At 45.2% G+C, this 18,340-nt stretch carries 17 protein-coding genes; 8 read left to right on the top strand and 9 right to left on the bottom strand.

The window, feature by feature from the left end; all coding sequences use genetic code 11:
• The first annotated feature begins 34 nt into the window (after nt 1–34).
• From mazG to MJ611_RS19360, 8 genes are all read left to right on the top strand, one after another.
• The gene (gene mazG / locus MJ611_RS19395) at nt 35–844 is read left to right on the top strand and encodes a nucleoside triphosphate pyrophosphohydrolase (protein ID WP_250432108.1); all 810 of its coding nucleotides are present in this window, start codon (nt 35–37) and stop codon (nt 842–844) included.
• A gap of 499 nt (nt 845–1,343) precedes the next feature.
• On the top strand, nt 1,344–2,219 hold the full coding sequence (locus MJ611_RS19390) for a MotA/TolQ/ExbB proton channel family protein (RefSeq protein WP_250432107.1): 876 nt from the start codon (nt 1,344–1,346) through the stop codon (nt 2,217–2,219).
• Between the two features lie 18 nt (nt 2,220–2,237).
• Nucleotides 2,238–2,843 carry an ExbD/TolR family protein gene (locus MJ611_RS19385; protein WP_262921722.1) on the top strand — a complete coding sequence of 202 codons (606 nt, stop codon included), beginning with the start codon at nt 2,238–2,240 and terminating at the stop codon, nt 2,841–2,843.
• Between the two features lie 18 nt (nt 2,844–2,861).
• Complete coding sequence (locus MJ611_RS19380; RefSeq protein WP_250432106.1) at nt 2,862–3,380, top strand: ExbD/TolR family protein; 519 nt, start codon at nt 2,862–2,864, stop codon at nt 3,378–3,380.
• 15 nt (nt 3,381–3,395) lie between these two features.
• The gene (locus tag MJ611_RS19375) at nt 3,396–4,217 is read left to right on the top strand and encodes an energy transducer TonB (protein WP_250432105.1); all 822 of its coding nucleotides are present in this window, start codon (nt 3,396–3,398) and stop codon (nt 4,215–4,217) included.
• A gap of 196 nt (nt 4,218–4,413) precedes the next feature.
• Entirely contained in the window at nt 4,414–5,250 is an 837-nt protein-coding gene (locus MJ611_RS19370) for an energy transducer TonB (protein ID WP_250432104.1), read from the top strand.
• 446 nt (nt 5,251–5,696) lie between these two features.
• The gene (locus MJ611_RS19365) at nt 5,697–6,575 is read left to right on the top strand and encodes a PstS family phosphate ABC transporter substrate-binding protein (protein WP_250432103.1); all 879 of its coding nucleotides are present in this window, start codon (nt 5,697–5,699) and stop codon (nt 6,573–6,575) included.
• Between the two features lie 49 nt (nt 6,576–6,624).
• Complete coding sequence (locus MJ611_RS19360; protein WP_250432102.1) at nt 6,625–8,241, top strand: tetratricopeptide repeat protein; 1,617 nt, start codon at nt 6,625–6,627, stop codon at nt 8,239–8,241.
• A 71-nt stretch (nt 8,242–8,312) separates the two neighbouring features.
• On the opposite strand, the gene MJ611_RS19355 is transcribed toward MJ611_RS19360, so the two are convergent.
• From MJ611_RS19355 to MJ611_RS19315, 9 genes are all read right to left on the bottom strand, one after another.
• Nucleotides 8,313–9,347: an RluA family pseudouridine synthase gene (locus tag MJ611_RS19355; RefSeq protein ID WP_250432101.1), complete on the bottom strand. Its 1,035-nt coding sequence runs from the start codon at nt 9,345–9,347 to the stop codon at nt 8,313–8,315.
• Nucleotides 9,348–9,437: 90 nt separating this feature from the next.
• Complete coding sequence (locus MJ611_RS19350; protein ID WP_250432100.1) at nt 9,438–10,055, bottom strand: OmpH family outer membrane protein; 618 nt, start codon at nt 10,053–10,055, stop codon at nt 9,438–9,440.
• Nucleotides 10,056–10,080: 25 nt separating this feature from the next.
• A complete protein-coding gene (locus MJ611_RS19345) occupies nt 10,081–10,764 on the bottom strand; it encodes an OmpH family outer membrane protein (RefSeq protein ID WP_250432099.1) in 684 nt (227 codons plus the stop codon).
• Between the two features lie 15 nt (nt 10,765–10,779).
• Entirely contained in the window at nt 10,780–13,263 is a 2,484-nt protein-coding gene (gene bamA / locus MJ611_RS19340) for an outer membrane protein assembly factor BamA (protein ID WP_250432098.1), read from the bottom strand.
• A gap of 8 nt (nt 13,264–13,271) precedes the next feature.
• Nucleotides 13,272–14,015 (bottom strand): isoprenyl transferase, encoded by a 744-nt coding sequence (locus MJ611_RS19335; RefSeq protein WP_250432097.1) that lies wholly within the window; start codon nt 14,013–14,015, stop codon nt 13,272–13,274.
• 58 nt (nt 14,016–14,073) lie between these two features.
• Nucleotides 14,074–14,877 (bottom strand): type IX secretion system protein PorG, encoded by an 804-nt coding sequence (porG, locus tag MJ611_RS19330; protein WP_250432096.1) that lies wholly within the window; start codon nt 14,875–14,877, stop codon nt 14,074–14,076.
• A 49-nt stretch (nt 14,878–14,926) separates the two neighbouring features.
• Nucleotides 14,927–15,922, bottom strand: coding sequence for a DUF6089 family protein (locus MJ611_RS19325; protein ID WP_262921721.1), 996 nt, complete (start codon nt 15,920–15,922; stop codon nt 14,927–14,929).
• 121 nt (nt 15,923–16,043) lie between these two features.
• On the bottom strand, nt 16,044–16,931 hold the full coding sequence (locus MJ611_RS19320; protein WP_250432094.1) for an NAD kinase: 888 nt from the start codon (nt 16,929–16,931) through the stop codon (nt 16,044–16,046).
• Nucleotides 16,932–16,945: 14 nt separating this feature from the next.
• A complete protein-coding gene (locus MJ611_RS19315; protein ID WP_250432093.1) occupies nt 16,946–18,340 on the bottom strand; it encodes a POTRA domain-containing protein in 1,395 nt (464 codons plus the stop codon).

Below are 18,340 nucleotides of genomic sequence, written 5' to 3'. Positions count from 1 at the left end.
ACACCGAAAGCCGGATTTTAGTATATTTGTTCTTATGAATTACCCGCAATTTGATAATACCCGCCGTGGCCAGCAACTGCAAGCTTTTAACCGCCTGCTAGACATAATGGATGAGCTGCGCGAAAAATGCCCTTGGGACAGAAAGCAGACCATAGAAAGCCTGCGCCACCTGACCATAGAAGAGACCTATGAGCTCTCTGACGCGATCCTGCGCCAGGACATGCAGGAAATCAAAAAAGAAATTGGCGATCTGATGCTGCACATGGTCTTTTATGCCAAAATTGCCTCAGAAAAAAATACGTTCGACATAGCCGATGTACTTAACTCGCTTTGTGAGAAGCTCATCTTCCGGCACCCACATATCTACGGCGACACCACTGCCAATACCGAAGAAGAAGTAAAGAAAAACTGGGAACAACTGAAGCTTAAAGAAGGCAATAAATCTGTGCTGGGCGGAGTGCCTGCCTCGCTTCCAGCGCTGGTAAAAGCTATGCGCATTCAGGAAAAAGCAAGAGGAGCCGGCTTCGACTGGGACGACAAGTCACAGGTATGGGAGAAGGTACAGGAGGAACTGAATGAGTTTAAAACGGAGTTTAACGTAGAAGACACCGCAACCATCGACCGCGAAAAGGCAGTAGGTGAGTTCGGAGACCTGCTCTTCTCACTCATTAATTTTGCCCGTTTTATCGACATCAACCCGGAAGAGGCACTGGAAAAAACCAACCTCAAATTCATTGACCGCTTCCAGTACCTGGAAACCGAGGCAGCAAAAAATGGCAGAAAACTACAGGATATGACCTTGGAGGAAATGGACTTTTACTGGAATGAGGCAAAAAAAAGGTAAGCCTGCATACAAGTTGCAACATCAGTATGTATATTTCGAGCACTTTTTCTTAGAAATTAAGTATAACGATATTAATTATGGCGCTTGCCTGATATACCTGAAACAGTGCATGAAATATTTCACAGCTGCCAGATTACCCGAGGTTAGCTGTAGGCTTAAAGAAAAAGCAGTACAATCTCCCTCTTGCCATTACAAATTGAAATCAGAAAGCCTGACAAAGGCCAAAACACAGGATGTTCAGCTGTAATGAGGAGCAGGTAACGGCAAAAAATTACGAAAGCTGTACAGTTGTTCAGGAGAAAGGCACAACTAGAAAAGAAAACAAAGAGGTGGAAAATCTAAGTTTTTTCTTAAATTGAACGCTCGATTGTTTGAAAATTGCGAAAAAATCAGAAATTGCAATTTGATTAAAGAACTAAAAACGAAACAATTACATTCTTATATTACACATTCAATTTTTATTACAACACAAACAGCTAAACTTTAAACTTTAAACAAAATGGAAAAAAAGACTGCAGTAGTGAGCAAAGATGCTAATGTAGAAGTAAAAAACAGCCCGGCAGGCTCTTTATTTGCCACTATCGTTATTCCACTTGCGATCCTTGCATGCGTACTTATCTACATGTTTGTATTAGGTAACCCTGCAAACTTTGAAGGTGGCAGCAACGAAAACCACCCACTTCCAGGCAACTACCTTGGCATTGTTTACAAAGGTGGATGGGTTGTACCAGTTCTGATGGCTCTTGTACTGATGGTATTCATCTTCGCTATCGAGCGTACACTTACTATCAGCAAAGCAAAAGGCTCTAAGAGCGTTGCTGCTTTCGTAAGAACTATCTCTGCTAAGCTTAACCAGCGCGACATCAACGGTGCAATTGCTGCCTGCGACGCTCAGAAAGGTTCAGTAGCAAACGTGGTAAAAGCAGGTTTGCTGAAGTACAAAGAAATGCAGAACGAGCACGAACTATTGAAAGCTGAGAAAGTAGCTGCTATCCAGAAAGAAATCGAAGAATCTACTTCACTGGAATTGCCAATGCTTGAGAAAAACCTGGTGGTAATCTCAACTATCGCTTCTATCTCTACACTGGTAGGTCTGATCGGTACAGTACTTGGTATGATCAAGGCGTTCTCGGCTCTTGCAGCTTCAGGTTCTCCTGACGCAACTGCCCTTTCAAATGGTATCTCTGAGGCCTTGATCAACACTGCCCTTGGTATCACAGGTTCTGCTATGGCGATCGTTGCTTACAACTACTTTACTAGCAAAATCGACGAATTAACTTACAGCATTGACGAGGCTGGTTTCAGCATCATCTCTACTTTCGCTGCTCAGCACGACACAGTTCCTGCAGGTAGCCCAAGAACTCAAACTGTATAATCATCTTAATCTAAGAAAATGCCTAAAGTAAAAGTAAAAAGAACTAACCCTTCATTGGATATGACACCAATGGTGGACTTATTCTTCTTGCTGGTTACTTTCTTTATGCTGACGGCGACTGCCAGAGAAGAGGAAGTCGTTATAGTAGATACCCCTTCATCCGTATCAGAGATTAAATTACCTGATGCAAACGTGATAACACTAACGGTTGATAAAAACGACCGTGTGTTCTTCGGTGTAGACGGTCAGCAAACAAAGGAGGCTTTACTAGACAAGATATCGAGTAAGTACGGTGTTAGCTTCAATGAGAAGGAAAAAAAGACATTCTCTCTGTTAAGCAACTTCGGTGTTCCTGTTAACCAGCTAAAATCTTATTTAGCAATGGATGGCCCGGACCGCAAGAAGGTAAACCAGCCAGGTATTCCGGTTGACTCAACTAACAATCAGCTGAGAGACTGGGTTCTGGAGACACGTAAACTGAACCAGAAGGTCGTAATTGCGATCAAAGGCGACGTGGACGTGAATTACTCAACAGTGCAGAAGGTTGTGAAGACCCTTCAGGATCAGAAGGTAAACAGGTTTAACCTGGTTACTGACATGGAGGCCAGACCAACATCATTATAACGGAAAGGAGAAACTGAAATGGCAGAAATACAAGAAAAAGCCAGCTCCGGTAAGGGCGGTAAGAAACGAGCCAAGAAGCACTCTACCAAAATTGACATGACGCCAATGGTAGACCTTGCAGCTCTCCTGATTACGTTCTTCATGCTTACGACTACCTTCAGCAAACCACAGACCATGGAAATCAACATGCCTGTGAAACCTGAAGATAAGACAGAGGAAATGCCGCTTAAGGCGAGTAATGCAATGACTGTCGTTTTAGGTGAGAACGACAAAGTATTTTATTATTTTGGACTAGGTGATCCTGCAGACAATCCTGAAGTAATTACAACAGATTATTCAGCGAACGGCATCCGCAAGGTGCTGACGTCTCCAAAAGTGAAAGGCAACGAAAAAATGACGGTGCTGATCAAACCGATGGAGAAGTCCCGCTACAAGAACGTTGTAGATATTCTGGATGAAATGAAGATCACTGATACCAAAAAGTTTGCGTTGGTGGAAGTTTCTGAGAACGACAAACAATTGGTAGCAAACAAATAAGGATAAAAGTAAGATATGGAATCTAGTAAAGTAGCTAACGCATCGCTTGATGATATCGTCTTTGCCGGACGGAACAAAGCATACGGAGCCTATCTACTTCGCAGACTGTACAACCGCCATATCACCAGAGCCGCTATTATCGCAACAGTATTGTTTTTATTGTTTCTCAGCATTCCGCTGATCAGTAAAATGATAGAAGGCGAACAAGAGGCAGAAGTGATTGACAGAGTTGTAACAGAAGTAGAACTGGCACAACCACCACCACTGGAAGAAGCGACACCGCCGCCGCCGCCGCCACCTGATATTCCACCGCCGCCGCCACCAGTGCGTGCACAGGTTAAATTTACGCCTCCGGTTGTAAAACGCGACGAGGAAGTGCGTGAAGAGGAAGAGGTGCCGGATCAGGAGGTACTAAAGGAGATCGACGCTGGTACTAAGACAGTAGAAGGCGTAAAAGACGCTCCGATGGACCTAGGTGACATCGACGGTACAAGCGACGTAGTAGCTGAGGTAGTTGAAGAAAAACCTTATACCTACGTAGAGCAAATGCCATCTTTCCCAGGTGGTGAATCAGAAATGATGAAATACTTGGGTAAGAACATCCGATACCCTGCAGCAGCACAGCGTGCAGGAGTTGAAGGTCTGGTAGTACTGTCGTTCGTTGTAAGCAAAACAGGGGAAATCTCTGAGATCCAGGTTGTGAAAGGCCTTGGAGCAGGTTGCGACGAAGAAGCCATGCGCGTTGTGAAAACAATGCCAAAGTGGACACCAGGTAAGCAGAACGGTAGAGAAGTACCAGTTCGTTATACCCTTCCAGTACGATTTACAATCAAGTAAAAAGTATAAACAATAAAGAAAAAGGCCCTGAGAAATCAGGGCCTTTTTCTTTTTACAGGAGCTCAAAGATAAACCTTCTGCATGCATACTAAATAAAAATAATATCGTATATTCAGGAAAAGCTATTTAATAACATAATAAATACAAATACAGAAATGCCAGACAGCTGATTATTCACCTCTAAACTATAATGCTTATGAAAGAGAGCTATTTACTCGACATGACCTTCAACAACATCGTGTTCAAAGGTCGGAACAAGGCGTATGGTGCTTATGCACTGCGCAGAACATATAGCCGGCATGTTATTATGGCTGCCATAATAGCAACAGCACTCTTTTCAGGAGCACTAGTCTGGTCATTACTGCAACACCTCACCACTGAAACACCCACAGTACCCAAGGACGAAAAGGTAATAGAGATCCTCTATCCGCTGGATATACCATTGCCTCCTCCTCCATCCACTGAAAAAGCGAAACCCGCTCCATTGGTTAAAAAGGAAAAGCCACAAGCAACAGTAAAAGATGTACAGCAAAAAGTTGTAGCTGACAATGCAGTTGTAAAGGAAGAAACCAGACCAACACAGGAAGAACTAAGCAAGGCTGTAGCATCAACTCAGACCACCGAAGGCACTGCTGCAACCAACAGTATCCAAACAACCGACACAGTAGGGGAAGCAGACGGTACCAAGGACGCCGAAACAGCAGCAGCTCCGGCAACTGTTTATAACTTCGTTGCCGATATGCCTCAGTATGAAGGGGGAGAAAAAGGATTGGCAAAATACCTGAGCAAAAACTTACGCTATCCAGCTGACGCCATGAGGGCAGGAGTCGAAGGTATTGTGGTAGTAAGCTTTGTAGTAAACAGCAATGGCGAAGTAACAGAAGCAGCTGTAGTAAAAAGCCTGGGATACGGCACTGATGAAGAAGCGATCAGGGTAATTCAGAAAATGCCGCGTTGGACGCCGGGCAAACAAAATGGAAAACCCGTTGCAGTTCGTTTTACCATGCCAATCCGCTTCAGCATGCAACGTTAAACAGTTATACATAGTATAAAGCAGGAGCCTTAGCATACTAGTTCGGGCTCCTGCTTTCATTTCTGATAGTATAAACGTATTTTTAAGCACCGAAACAATTTAAGCGCTCGTTTCCACACAGCTGAGCAGTATGCTAAGACCACGTAAAGAGAAAACCAACCAAAGCTCCCTGAATAAGTTTATCTATTACTTTAGTTTAGTAATGACCTTACTGTATATAGGTTTGGGTATATTTATACTGTTTGCCGGAGATAACCTAAACCTGGATCTGCCAAGAAAATTTAGATTAATTTTAGGAGGTATACTCATTTTATACGGCGTATTTAGATTTATCAGAACCAGCAGAAAAAGAAACGAACGCACCGAAGATGACAGGTTTTAACATCAGCAGACTCAGAACTGCACTGGCAGTTGCTGGTATGGCCATACTTATGGCTGCTTGCGGAATGAAAGATGAAACTCCGGCAGATACTCCTACCTCAGGGAATATTAAGATAAGCGTTGATGAATCATTTCAGCCCATTATAGATACGCAGCTTAGCACCTTCCACAGCCTCTACAAGTATGCAACCATCAAAGCTGCTTACAAGCCGGAAGGCGAAGTAATCAAAGAGTTGCTGAACGACAGTATTAGGATAGCTATACTTTCCCGTGATCTTACTCCGGATGAAAAAGCTGTATTTGAAAAGAAGAAACTGATCCCGAGAGTTACTAAAATTGCTATCGACGCCGTAGCCCTTGTAGTAAACAATCAAAACCCGGACACCCTGCTGACAGTAGATCAACTGAAAGCAATATTCAGCGGCAAGGTAAATTCCTGGAGCGCACTGAACCCGAAGAACAATTTAAAGGATATAACGGTCGTTTTTGATAACAATAATTCGAGCACGGCACGCTTCATCCGCGATTCGGTTTTGGTAAACCAGCCAGTAAAGCCCGGCACCTATGCGACAAACTCCCATACGGAATTAATTGACTATGTGGCAAAGAACGAAAAGGCGCTGGGTGTGATTGGTGTAAACTGGGTAAGCGATTTTGATGACACGACGGCAGTGGGTTTTCTGAAGAAAGTAAAGGTGGTAGGCATCAGTACAGAAACAGATCCCGAAACGACAGAAAGCTATTACCAGCCCTACCAGGCTTACATTGCACAAGGAACTTACCCGCTACGCCGATACCTGTATATCATTAATACTGAGGGGCGTGCAGGGCTTGGCACAGGTTTTGCTTCTTTTGTAGCCGGAGATAAAGGACAACGTATAATACTAAAATCAGGTTTAGTACCAGCTACTATGCCAATTCGGGTGGTAGGTTTTCGCGAATAAGCCTGAGATCTATAAATAAACTTTAACAAACAACTAAACTTTAATTACAATGACAAATAACTGGAAGTACCTTCTCTTCATGGCAACTGCCTTTCCTACAGCAGCAGCGTTTGCACAGACAGGAGATGCTGGCAGAAGAGCCGTTGACTTAGAGCGCTATCAGGAAGCAAAATCATACTACAAAACGCAGCTAGGCGACAAAAAGGCTGATAATGCTTACTTCGCACTTGGTGATATTTACCTGAAAACTGACAAGCCAGATTCAGCTGCTTTCTACTTTAACCAAGGTTTATCTAAAAACAGCAAATCTGCTATCAACATGGTAGGTTTAGGTAAAGTACAGCTTGAAAATGGTAATAAAGCAGAAGCTGAGAAAAACTTTGAGCAGGCACTGAAAGCCAGCAAGAAGAAAGACCCTTATGTACTTACAATGATTGCTGAGGCCTATGCAGAATCTGCAAACCCTACAGAGGAAGACCTGAACAAAGCAATCGAGTACCTGCAGGCTGCTACCAAGCGTGATAAGAACAACGCGTTGGCTTTCCTGGTGATGGGCGACGTTTACCTGAAGCAGAAAAAAGGTGGCGAGGCAATGACCAGCTACGACAGAGCTATTCAGCTGGATGAGAAAAATCCGAAGGCATACCTGAGAAGAGGGCAGTTGTATACAAGCTCCCGTAACTACAACGAGGCAGAAGCAGCTTATAAAAAAGCGATCGAAATCGATCCTAACTACGCGCCTGCTTACCGTGACCTAGGTGAGTTATACTACTTTGCAGGACAGTATGACAGAGCATTGTCTACGTTCAAGCAGTACGTAGATATGTCAGAGAAAACACCGGAAACAAGAGCAAAGTATGCTTCTTTCCTATTCCTGACAAAAGACTACAAAAACACACTTACTGAGGTGCAGGAGGTTCTGAAAGAAGATCCGAACAACACGACCATGAACCGCCTTCTGGCTTACTCTTACCTGGAACTTGGCCAGCCGGAGCAAGCATTGCAGGCAATGGAAACGTACTTGTCGAAAATAGATCCGAGCAAGCTTATTGCTACTGATTACGAGTACTACGGCAGAATCCTGAGCAAGAACAACCAGCCAGAGAAGGCAGTTGAAAACCTGAACAAGGCTATCGAACTTGATCCAAGCAAGCCTGAGCTGTACTATGAACTTGCGAACGCGTATGCCAATGCGAAGCAGTTTGATAAAGCGGCTGATGTTTACAAGGCTAAGATGGATAAGCTGGGCTCGTCTAACACAGACTTCTACCAGATGGGTAGAACGTACATGAAAGCTGAGCAGTACCAGAAAGCTGACGAATCTTTCAGCAAAATCACTGAGAGCAACCCAACTTATGCTTACGGCCACCTGTGGAGAGCCCAGGCTAACGCTTACCAGGACCAGACTGGTGAAAAAGGTTTAGCAAAGCCTCACTATGAGAAGTTCATTGAACTGGCAAGTGCCGAACCTGCTAAGTATAAGGATGGTCTGGTAGAAGCGCATAACTACTTAGGGCAGTACTACTATGTAATTAAGCCTGACAGAGCCAACGCGACCAAGAACTTCCAGGAAACACTGAAGCTTGATCCGTCTAATGAAACTGCAAATACGTTGCTGGCAGAGATCAACAAGTCTGCATCTACTTCTAAGAAAAAGAAGAAGTAACAGCATAGCCCAAAAAGAAAGCCCGCTCTCCAAAAGAGCGGGCTTTCTTTTTTTAATGAAGTATAAACATACTATTGCCCTTCGTACAATTCCCACTTTTCCAGTACGGCAGCAAAGTCTTCTGGCAGATCCGTATTGAACTGCATGAATTCTTTACTTATCGGATGGATGAACCCCAACGACTTGGCATGCAGCGCCTGGCGCGGCATCAGCTTAAAGGCATTCTCTACAAACGCTTTGTACGTTCCGGTGGGTGTGCCGTACAGGATTTTGTCTCCTCCGTAAGTAGCATCTGAGAACAGCGGATGCCCAATATACTTCATGTGCGCACGGATCTGGTGGGTACGCCCTGTCTCCAGGTTGCATTGTACCAGCGCTACATACTTGAACTGGCGCAGCACTTTATAATGCGTTACAGCGTGTTTGCCGTAAGATCCATCAGGATACACAGCCATTACCTTCCTATCTTTGGCACTTCTGCCTACATGCCCTACAATGGTACCTTCTGCTTGCTTTGGCACACCCCATACAAGCGCATAGTAAGTACGTTCTATGGTATGGTCATAAAACTGCTTTGCCAGGAAGGCCATGCTATACTCTGTTTTGGCAATTACCAGCAACCCCGATGTATCTTTATCGATGCGGTGCACCAGCCCGGGCCTGCCCTCTCCGTTACGTGAAGTAGGCAGGTTCTGCAGGTGATATGTCAGGGCATTTACAAGGGTACCACTCCAGTTATTATAAGCCGGGTGTACCACCATGCCTGCAGACTTGTTTACGAGCAGTAGTTCTTCATCTTCGTACCGGATGTCCAGCGGAATGTTTTCAGGAACAATGTCAGTTTCGCGAGGCGGGGTTGCCAGTGTAATAGTGATGACATCAAGCGGCTTAACCTTGTAGCTTACCTTTACAGGCTTTTGGTTTACCTGCACCGACTCGGAACGTATAGCGCCCTGCAGTTTATTACGGGTAACATTCGGCAGCCTGTCCATCAGAAACTTATCAACCCGCAGTTGGGCCTGCCCCTTATCTACTACAATGCGGTAATGCTCGTATAGTTCGTCCGAATCCTCTGCCGTTTCTTCTTGCTCTGTATAATCAATCACTGGGAATAAAGTATAACCTGTATGGTATAAACAAAAAAGAAAGCCGAAGTATAAAACATCGGCTCTCTCAACTATAAAATGCTGTTTAACTTAGTTCTTCTTCTTTGAAGACTTCTTAGCTGGAGTTGTTGTTGTTTTAGCCGGTGTTTGTGCAGCTGGCTTTGTTGCAGCTGGCTCAGCAGTAACTTTGGTTGGGTCAACACCAAGCTTCTTTAGTACAAGCGGAGAGATGTCACCATCCTCAGGACCAGCCAGCAATGCCTGGTTGCTGATCACGTAAGTATAACCGTTCTCTTTTGCTACGTCTTTGATAGCTTGGTCGATCTTTGCAATTACCGGATCTACCAGAGATTTCTCTTTCTGCTGAAGAGAAGCCTGCGCGCTACGCTGAAATTCCTGGATAGAATTGTTCAGGTTCATCAGCTCTTTCTCTTTATCATCACGAACCACTTTATCCATAGTAGCAGCACTCTTTTCGTATGCCTGCAGCTTGGTTTCGTACTCGCTGTATTTGTTCTTTAACTGGCTTTCCAGCTGTGTGCTATGCGTTTTCAGTTCAGATTCTATTCTCTTGCTCTCTGGCATTTGCAGTAGAATGTACTCTACGTTAGTATAACCAATCTTAAGAGGTTTATCGCTGGTCTGTGCAAACGAAGCGAAGCTGATCAATAAGAACGCTACTACTAAAGTTTTGATTTTGTTCATCATTGGTTGATTAATTAAATATTCAGGGTTAGTTATTCTTCTTTTTGGTTGCCGGTTTTGGCTGTTGTCCCTTCTTTCCGGCAGGCTGTTTTTGTTGTTCCTGTTCAACTTCCGTACCAGTTTCTCCTGTTTCCGGTAAATTCTCCGGATTATCGATTACGCCTTCTCGTGGTTGCTTACCCGGGGTGTTCTGCTTATCAGAAGCTAACCCAAGCTCCTCCAGCACATACTCTGTGTAATCGTGTACAGGGTTGGTGTAGATCATCACCAGGTCACCGGACTTATCGAACACGATCTGAAGTTGCTTTGCCTTGGCTACTTTCTCCACAGCCGTAAATACTTCATCCTGAATCGGGCGTATCAGGTCCTGGCGGCGCTTGAACATCATGCCTTCGTAGCCAAAGATCTTGCGCTGGTAATCGCGGACTTCTGTTTCCTTCTTTGCGATCTCGGCCTGGCGCTTCTGCTTCATCTCATCAGTCAGCAGGACTTCTTCCGCCTTGTAGTCTTGTTTCATCTTCTCGACACCCTGATGCATGGTTTCGATCTCTTTCTGCCACGCTTCAGCATACTTATCCAGCTCCTGCTGTGCCTTGCCATAGGCTGGCATTTTGCTCAGGATGAAGTTAGAGTCAATATAGCCAAACTTCTGTGCCTGCGAAACAGTGCTAAGCAGAAAGCCTGTTATAAAGATGAACAAAAACTTTTTCATACTAATTCCTTCGTATTAACGCAGTTGCTGTCCGATCATGAAGTGGAACTGACCACGTTTCTGGTTTTGCACACCAGGTATGTCGTCTAGTCCCCAACCATAGTCAAAGCCTAACAAACCGAATGCTGCCATGAAAATACGTGCACCTACACCTACCGAACGGTATACTTTGAACGGGTTGTAACGGTCATAAGACCCGAAGTTGTTACCCGCCTCCATGAAGGCCAACGCATAAATGGTAGCAGCAGGGTTAGGTGATATTAGTTGGCGTGCCTCGAACACGTATTTGTTAAAGGCAATACCACCTGCGGTTTTCAGCATCTCTTCGTCGTTGTTTATCACCGACTCATCTTCGTAACCACGCAAGCCAATATATTCTGTACCTACAAAGAAGTTACCACCGCCGAGGCCACTACCACCCATTACAAAGCGTTCGAACGGACCAAGGCTTGTTTCCGGGCTATACTTGCCAAGGAAACCAAAGTGTGCTCTTGCGTTCAGCACCAAATCCCCTGCTAAATTTACAAAGTATGAGGCGTCGAACATCCACTTGTTGAACTCCACGAACTCATAGTTGTTCCGCTTCTCTGTAAATAGTGAGTAAGGAGGAGTCAGGTTCAGGCTAAGCGTTATTTGCGAACCTCTTCTCGGGAAAGTAGGGTTATCTATACTTGTCCGGCCAATGGTGTTGTTAAATGACAAACTATTAGATGTACCATTGTTGAAATCACCAAAGCCGAATAATGTGTAGTTCCTCAAGGTGTACCGGTTATAAGACAACGAGTGGCTCATGTGGAAGAAGTCGTCTGGCCAGCGCAGTCTTCTACCTAAGCTTATAGCGCCACCATCTACATTCAGTCTGCGGTCAATTTCGCTTCCTGGCTCACGTCGTACTGTTTTAAACAAGCTTACCGTAAGCGCATTTGCTCTGCGGCCCCCTAACCAGGGTTCTGTGAAAGATAACGAGTACGACTGGTAGTATTTACCATTCGCCTGAACGTTGAGGGACAGACGCTGGCCATCACCACTTGGCAAAGGTCTCCACTCCGACAGGTTAAACAGCTTGCGTGTAGAGAAGTTGTTTAGCGTCAGACCAACTGTACCCACAGCACCGATAGGTCCACCCCAGCCACCAGACAAGCTGATCTGGTCGTTTGGTCGCTCTACAACGCTGTAGTTGATATCTACTGTACCATCCGCTTGGTTCGGAATCGGGTTCAGTCCAATATTCTCAGGGTCAAAATAACCCAGGGCAGCCAATTCGTTTCTGGTGCGAATCAGGTCATCCCGGCTATACTTTTGTCCAGGCAGGGTGCGGATCTCACGCATGATTACGTGGTCGCTGGTCTTGGTATTGCCTGTAATATTGATCTTGTTGATCGTAGCCTGCGGCCCTTCGTACACACGCATTTCCAGGTCAATAGAGTCGCCTTCCACTTTAACCTCTACCGGGTCTATACTTTGGAAAAGATAACCATCATTCTGATACAGGCCTGACACATCAATGCCGGTAGGGTTATAGGTCAAGCGTTTATCCAGTTCCTGTTTGTTGTATACATCCCCTTTCTCGATGCCCAACACCCTGGTTAGGTAGGCATCGTCGTACAGGTAGTTGCCATTCCAGGTAATGTTACGGTAGTAATAACGGTTGCCTTCGTCTACTTTAATGCGTACGCCCAATCTATCTTCCGATATCTTGTAAACAGAATCTGAGACGATAATGGCATCCCGATAACCTTCTGAATTATAGAAGTCGAGTAGTTTCTGCTTGTCTTCCTCGTAATCGGCACGTTTATACTTTGATGCGGTAAAAGGATTGTAGAAGCGCTTCTGCTTCGTCTTTTTCAGCTGACGGCGGAGCTTCTTGTCTGGGAAAGCTTCATTTCCTTCAAATACAACCTCCCCGATCTTTACTTTTTCTCCTTTATCAACATGAATGTTCAGAACAACACTGTTTGGCAGAACGGAATCAGGCTTCTGCGCGATATTGGTTTTTACATTCAGAAAGCCTTTGTCAAGATAGTAGTTGCGTACGATGTTGCGTGTGCTGCTTAATACAGCGTCCGTCACTACCTTACCACGAATCAGGTTGATCTTATCGCGAAGCGCATCCTGCTGTGTCTTGTTTATACCTGAGAAAGTGAAACGTGAAAGGCGTGGCCGCTCTTTCAGGTTAAAATCCAGGAAGATCTGATTTCCTTCGATTTTAGTTACAAACACCTCCACATCCCCCAGAATACCCTGGTCCCAGAGCTTTTGGATAGCACGGCTGATATCTTCACCAGGAACAGTTATCTCATCGCCTACTTTCAGACCTGTTACAGAAATCAGCGCATTAGGATCAAGGAAGTTGGCACCACTTACTTTTATTTCACCTATGCGGTAGCGCTGCGGCTGCGAGTAATCGATGGTGTTTCTCTGAGCAGGTGTATTTAATACTTGTGACGAAGCTGTGCCTGTGATAAGCAGAAACACAAGCGCCCAAATGCATCTTGTCATTAATATTTTCACTTTGTTAGTTGTTCACTGGTCTTGCCGAAGCGTCGCTCGCGGCTTTGATAAGATAAAATAGCCTCGTATAAATTCTCTTTTCTGAAATCAGGCCAAAGCATTTCTGTAATGTACAGTTCAGTATAGGCCAGTTGCCACAGCAAGAAGTTACTTATCCGTTGTTCGCCACTGGTACGTATCAGCAGTTCCGGATCAGGCATTCCTGCTGTAGAAAGATATTGAGCAATGGTTGCCTCGTTAATAGCCTCAGTCGCTACTTTACCATGATCCACATCAACAGCCAAACGTTGCACTGCTTGTGTTATATCCCAGCGCCCACTGTAGCTGAGAGCCAGCACCAACGTCATGCGTTTATTATTTTTGGTAATTTCCATTGCTTCCGAGAGCTCTTTTTGACAGGATGCAGGAAGGCTGGCAGTATTACCAATCGTTTGAAGGCGGATGTTGTTCTCGTTCAGGGTAGCTGTTTCCTTTCGAATGGAAGAAACAAGTAACTGCATTAACGCAGATACTTCCATAGCTGGTCTTGACCAGTTCTCAGTGGAGAAAGCATATAGGGTCAGGTACTCTACTCCCAGTTCAGCAGCGGCCTCAACTGTTTCCCGCACGGCCGTAATGGCGCTCTGGTGCCCGAATATTCTTAAGCCGCCCCGCTTCTTTGCCCAGCGTCCATTACCATCCATAATAACGGCGATGTGCTTGGGTAAATTATCTAGATCTACTTTCTCCTTAAGATTCATTAATACACAATTTCCCTGCAAGTTACAAAAAGCAAGACAAATAAGGGAAATTTTAACTTTATTCTAACAAACCTCTCTTTCGCCTGTATGGAGGAGGGCAATTGTAGCGGTAGATAGTATAAGAAAGACTGATGCCGTTATAGAAGTACCAGTCGTTATCATAAGGGTTAATAATACGCTTATCTGGTTCTCCATTATTATTTATGTGACCTTCGTCAAGTTTGTCGAGTCTGTCGGTAAAAGTTTTGCGGGCTCCAAATTCAGCGCCAAGATTCCAATGCTTGTTCAGCGCATACTTTATTCCCACGCCAAAAGGGATAGAAACTGCTGTTTGTAAATCCCAGTCCTGAACTGCCGTATTATGGGCGCCAGCCAGCTGTGGTTCTCTAAATACGGTTTTAACATGATACAGTAAAAATGCAGCGCCTGCAAAAAAGTAAGGCGAGACCCGCGGCTTCTGGCTCATATCATAGAAGTCGAGGAAATTATATTCCGCTACAACTGAGGCCTCCAGCATACTTAATCGCACATCTGCCTGACGGAAGTTTGGCAAAGGCAGATTGTAATCTTCGTCACTAAAAGAGGTATTGTCTTTTATTATCCTATGGCTGCCCATCAACCCACCACGCAAGGTAATTGGTTCCGAAATATCCCTGCGGTAGAATACTGTCATGGCAGGTTGATTGTTAAGGAATCTATATTTGGGCGCAACCTCCCCTTTATAGTTGGCGCCACCAATCCCTATCCCTATTTCACTGGTTGTGACGGCATCTTGGGCACTTGCGGAGCTGCAAAAAAAAGCACTCCCTATTTGTAGTATAGAACAAATAAGGAGTGCCTGCTTAATCTTATTCAGAATCATGTATGGTAATAGCGAAGTTTAGGTGAACAACGAACAACTAGGTGTTCTATTATCTAAACTTCGGACTTCTGATGCTTGTACCTAAAATATAATTTACTGTAAGACCAGATACGATGTACCAGTCATCGTCAGACTTGTTACCACGTCTTAGATTACTGGTAGTACCAAATCCTTGCAAACGCTTGTAAGGAGTCCCTGATGGATCTGCCTGTACTTCACTCTGGAAAGGGCCTTCGGCACTTCTATCAGACAGCAAGGCTGCAGCTTTGGGATTATCTCCGCCTCCAGCTAATATATCAGCTTTAGAAGCATAAGCACCACTTGCGTCATCCAGGTAATCAGTAAATGTTTTTCTCCAGCCAATTTCAAAGCTCATATCCCAGCGTCTGTCAAGCTTATAGCGCACACCCAAGCCCATCGGAATAGCAATCTGCACGCGCTTGTAAGGATCCGGATAACCCTCGCCATTGGCATACTGGCCTTGTGTACCCAGCGGCTGCAGTGCATACCAGCCTGTAGCAATATCATCCGCAGGGCTCAGACCAGGATGTGAACCAGCTTCATAGTAAGCCTTGGGATTATGATGAAATACAGCAACACCAGCAAATGCATATGGCACGAAGTCAGGACGGCGACGGTAGTTGTAGCGGTTTTCGAAAAGGTCAACCATACCCACGAAGCTAAGCTCTGTAATGTCGTTGCGGAATGACAGGTTTCGCTGATAACGGCCTCTGTTTTCACCTTCCGACTGGGAGGCAGACTTTGCGTCATCACCAACTATACGACCCCAGCTAAGACCGGCACGATACGAGATACGAGGAAAAATCCTGTAGGTGTAGGTTATTCCAACGTTTGGTCGCGTTGACTTGAACCGGAAACTGGTAAAGTCAGGTTCTGGCACGATGTCACCGAAGTAGTTCATAGCGTTGAGACTAACCCCAAAGGAAGCATAGCGCTTTCTTTTGGTAAAACGTTGAGCTTCTGCTTCAGTAGCCAGAGCTAATGTAAAAACAAGCAGCAATAACGGGGTAATAAGTTTTTTCATAACAACTATGTTCTTGGTTCTTGGCTATTTTCTTCGTGCTGACACCTTCTCTAATCTAAGAGATACAAAAATAAAGATTATTTGCTGTTATAGAAATAATATAACAAATATTTAATATAAATCATTGTATTGCGATGTTCCTCCTATCAAGCCCCCAATTTAATTTACTACGGAGAGTAGATAAAAAGTTAACATGATGCAACTTCACCAGCCTGGCATTAAAGCTTTCCCGGCGTATTGCAATTTGTACCGACATGTCCACGGGCACGGATCTGGAATCGAGTGTAGCAAGATAGCTACTGCTCCGGCCTTCAACTTCGAATGATATCACACTTCTATCAGAGACAATCATGGGCCGGACGTTCAGATTATGCGGGCATACGGGAGAAATCACGAAATTGTTGGTCTGCGGAAGCACCAAAGGGCCTCCACAGCTTAACGAATATCCTGTTGAGCCGGTAGGTGTGGCGACAACCAACCCATCGGCCCAGTAGGAGTTCAGGTATTCGCCGTCGATGTATGTATGGACCACGATCATGGCCGAGGTATCGCGCTTTTGCAGACTGAACTCGTTGAGCCCGAAATTGATACCATTGAAAATGTCCTGATCGGAGTCTACCCGGATCAGCGCGCGGTCGTCGAGGGTGTAGTGGCCCTTGTAAAGTGCATCCAGCGCCAGGCCTATGCTGTCGTGGGCTATCGTTGCAAGAAATCCCAGGCGCCCGGTATTGATGCCAAGAATTGGAATTTGTTGTGCACCAACGTAAGTTACCGTATCCAACAGGGTGCCATCGCCCCCTATACTAAGTACCACATCAACGCCTGTTAACTTATCGCCCCTGCTAAAGGTCTGAATACCGGTTGGCAAATTTATGGTGTTGGTCAGAAAGGATTTGAAGTGCTCTACCACCAGCACGTCGGAACGACGGTGCACCAATTCGTCGAAGAGGTTCTGAATAAAAGGAGCAAATTCTTCCGTAAATGGTTTGCCAAGTATAGCTATTCTCATAGTTCTAAAATGCTTTAGAATGGAAATCTTCCACTCAGGTAAATACCTCTGTCACCCTCCCTGTTTATGGTATACTCCGCCCGAACGACAATATCATAAAAAGTAACAGCATGCAGGCCCAAGCCCCCTCCCAGCAGGAGCCTGTTCGTTAGCGGGTTGTTTTCCTCAAACTCCTGGTCTACTACATAGCCGGCATCCGTAAACGCGTTCAAGTACAAGGCGAGGGGTATCGTATTAAATTTAGAGCTTTTGATCGGTTTCAGGTGAATGCCTTTCAGATTAATCAGCTCACGCGAAAGCCCTTGCTTAAACAATCCGAAATGCTGGCCGCCTATCACATAAAGTTCATACCCCCGCACCATGGACCGAAAACCCAAGGCAACATTGTCGGCATACGCATAGCGCCTGGAAAGCCGCAGCTGCCCTTCGCCTCCTACGGTATAATAATATTTATTCGATAGCTTTCTATAATCAACGTATTTAGCGCGTGCAGTGGTGAAGTGAGCACCCGCATTATTCAGAAACATAGTCTGCCCTACTGCAACCTCAAAATAGCTACCTGTAAGTGGGTAGGCAAAATTATTGCGCAGGTTTATTGCTTTAAACAACTCAAAACGGACAAATTCCCGTTTTTGCACATCGCTTCTGAAATACTCCGGGTTAAAGACCAACACCGAGTCAGATACTTCTTCCTGGTGAAAGGAAAGCCGAAATCCCTGCTGTCGCTGAACATTTTGCCGGTGCACGAGTGCCGCTGAAACAGCCATTCTTTTAACCGGCATCCCCTCTTCCTGTTCGAAAAAGCGCTGCCTGTTGTTTCGGGTAATTACATCAATGGTATGGCTGCGGTAATCGGCAATGCCAAAGTCAAATCCGATCCGATGACTACGACTGACATAAGGCACCCGGTAAGCAAACTCCACCCTGCGGTTAAAGCCATGCTGAAGCTTTATTCTTACCTCTTCATTTCGCCCTCTGAAGTTTCTCCTGACCAGATTGATGCCGTAGTCAATTCTGTCATAATCCTTTTTATCCCACCAGGCATTGAAGTTACGGTCAGCAAGGCTGAAGATGGGGAACGGGTACAGGTACCAGCGCTCCTGCATGGTATACAGCACCGAAACCTGCCCTTCCTGGCAAGTATAAGTATAGGTCACATTATGGAAAAGGCGCAGGTTGAACAAGCGTTTGCGGTTCTCCTCAAGTAATTCTACCAGGCTTGCCGTTACCAGCGTATCGCCGGTGGCAAAGGTGAGCTCTTTCTGCAGCACACTACTCTTGGTGGTTTCATTTCCCTGGAAACGGATTTCTGCAATAACTACAGTATCTGAAGGACACACTGCAGCACCGGCAGCCTCCTGAAATGCAGGCAGTAGCAACAGCAACAACAGGATTACACGCAGCAGCAC

The sequence above is a fragment of the Pontibacter ruber genome (genome assembly GCF_023630205.1).
Classification (GTDB): domain Bacteria; phylum Bacteroidota; class Bacteroidia; order Cytophagales; family Hymenobacteraceae; genus Pontibacter; species Pontibacter ruber.
Note: the sequence above shows the minus strand (reverse complement) of the source record. Positions and strands in the feature narration are given on the sequence as shown.

Excerpts from the sequence above, each read along its gene's own strand:
- mazG (WP_250432108.1), top strand. The coding sequence starts at position 35 with ATGAATTACCCGCAATTTGATAATACCCGCCGTGGCCAGCAACTGCAA.
- MJ611_RS19390 (WP_250432107.1), top strand. The coding sequence starts at position 1,344 with ATGGAAAAAAAGACTGCAGTAGTGAGCAAAGATGCTAATGTAGAAGTA.
- MJ611_RS19385 (WP_262921722.1), top strand. The coding sequence starts at position 2,238 with ATGCCTAAAGTAAAAGTAAAAAGAACTAACCCTTCATTGGATATGACA.
- MJ611_RS19380 (WP_250432106.1), top strand. The coding sequence starts at position 2,862 with ATGGCAGAAATACAAGAAAAAGCCAGCTCCGGTAAGGGCGGTAAGAAA.
- MJ611_RS19375 (WP_250432105.1), top strand. The coding sequence starts at position 3,396 with ATGGAATCTAGTAAAGTAGCTAACGCATCGCTTGATGATATCGTCTTT.
- MJ611_RS19370 (WP_250432104.1), top strand. The coding sequence starts at position 4,414 with ATGAAAGAGAGCTATTTACTCGACATGACCTTCAACAACATCGTGTTC.
- MJ611_RS19365 (WP_250432103.1), top strand. The coding sequence starts at position 5,697 with ATGAAAGATGAAACTCCGGCAGATACTCCTACCTCAGGGAATATTAAG.
- MJ611_RS19360 (WP_250432102.1), top strand. The coding sequence starts at position 6,625 with ATGACAAATAACTGGAAGTACCTTCTCTTCATGGCAACTGCCTTTCCT.
- MJ611_RS19350 (WP_250432100.1), bottom strand. The coding sequence starts at position 10,055 with ATGATGAACAAAATCAAAACTTTAGTAGTAGCGTTCTTATTGATCAGC.
- MJ611_RS19345 (WP_250432099.1), bottom strand. The coding sequence starts at position 10,764 with ATGAAAAAGTTTTTGTTCATCTTTATAACAGGCTTTCTGCTTAGCACT.
- bamA (WP_250432098.1), bottom strand. The coding sequence starts at position 13,263 with ATGACAAGATGCATTTGGGCGCTTGTGTTTCTGCTTATCACAGGCACA.
- MJ611_RS19335 (WP_250432097.1), bottom strand. The coding sequence starts at position 14,015 with ATGAATCTTAAGGAGAAAGTAGATCTAGATAATTTACCCAAGCACATC.
- porG (WP_250432096.1), bottom strand. The coding sequence starts at position 14,877 with ATGATTCTGAATAAGATTAAGCAGGCACTCCTTATTTGTTCTATACTA.
- MJ611_RS19325 (WP_262921721.1), bottom strand. The coding sequence starts at position 15,922 with ATGAAAAAACTTATTACCCCGTTATTGCTGCTTGTTTTTACATTAGCT.
- MJ611_RS19320 (WP_250432094.1), bottom strand. The coding sequence starts at position 16,931 with ATGAGAATAGCTATACTTGGCAAACCATTTACGGAAGAATTTGCTCCT.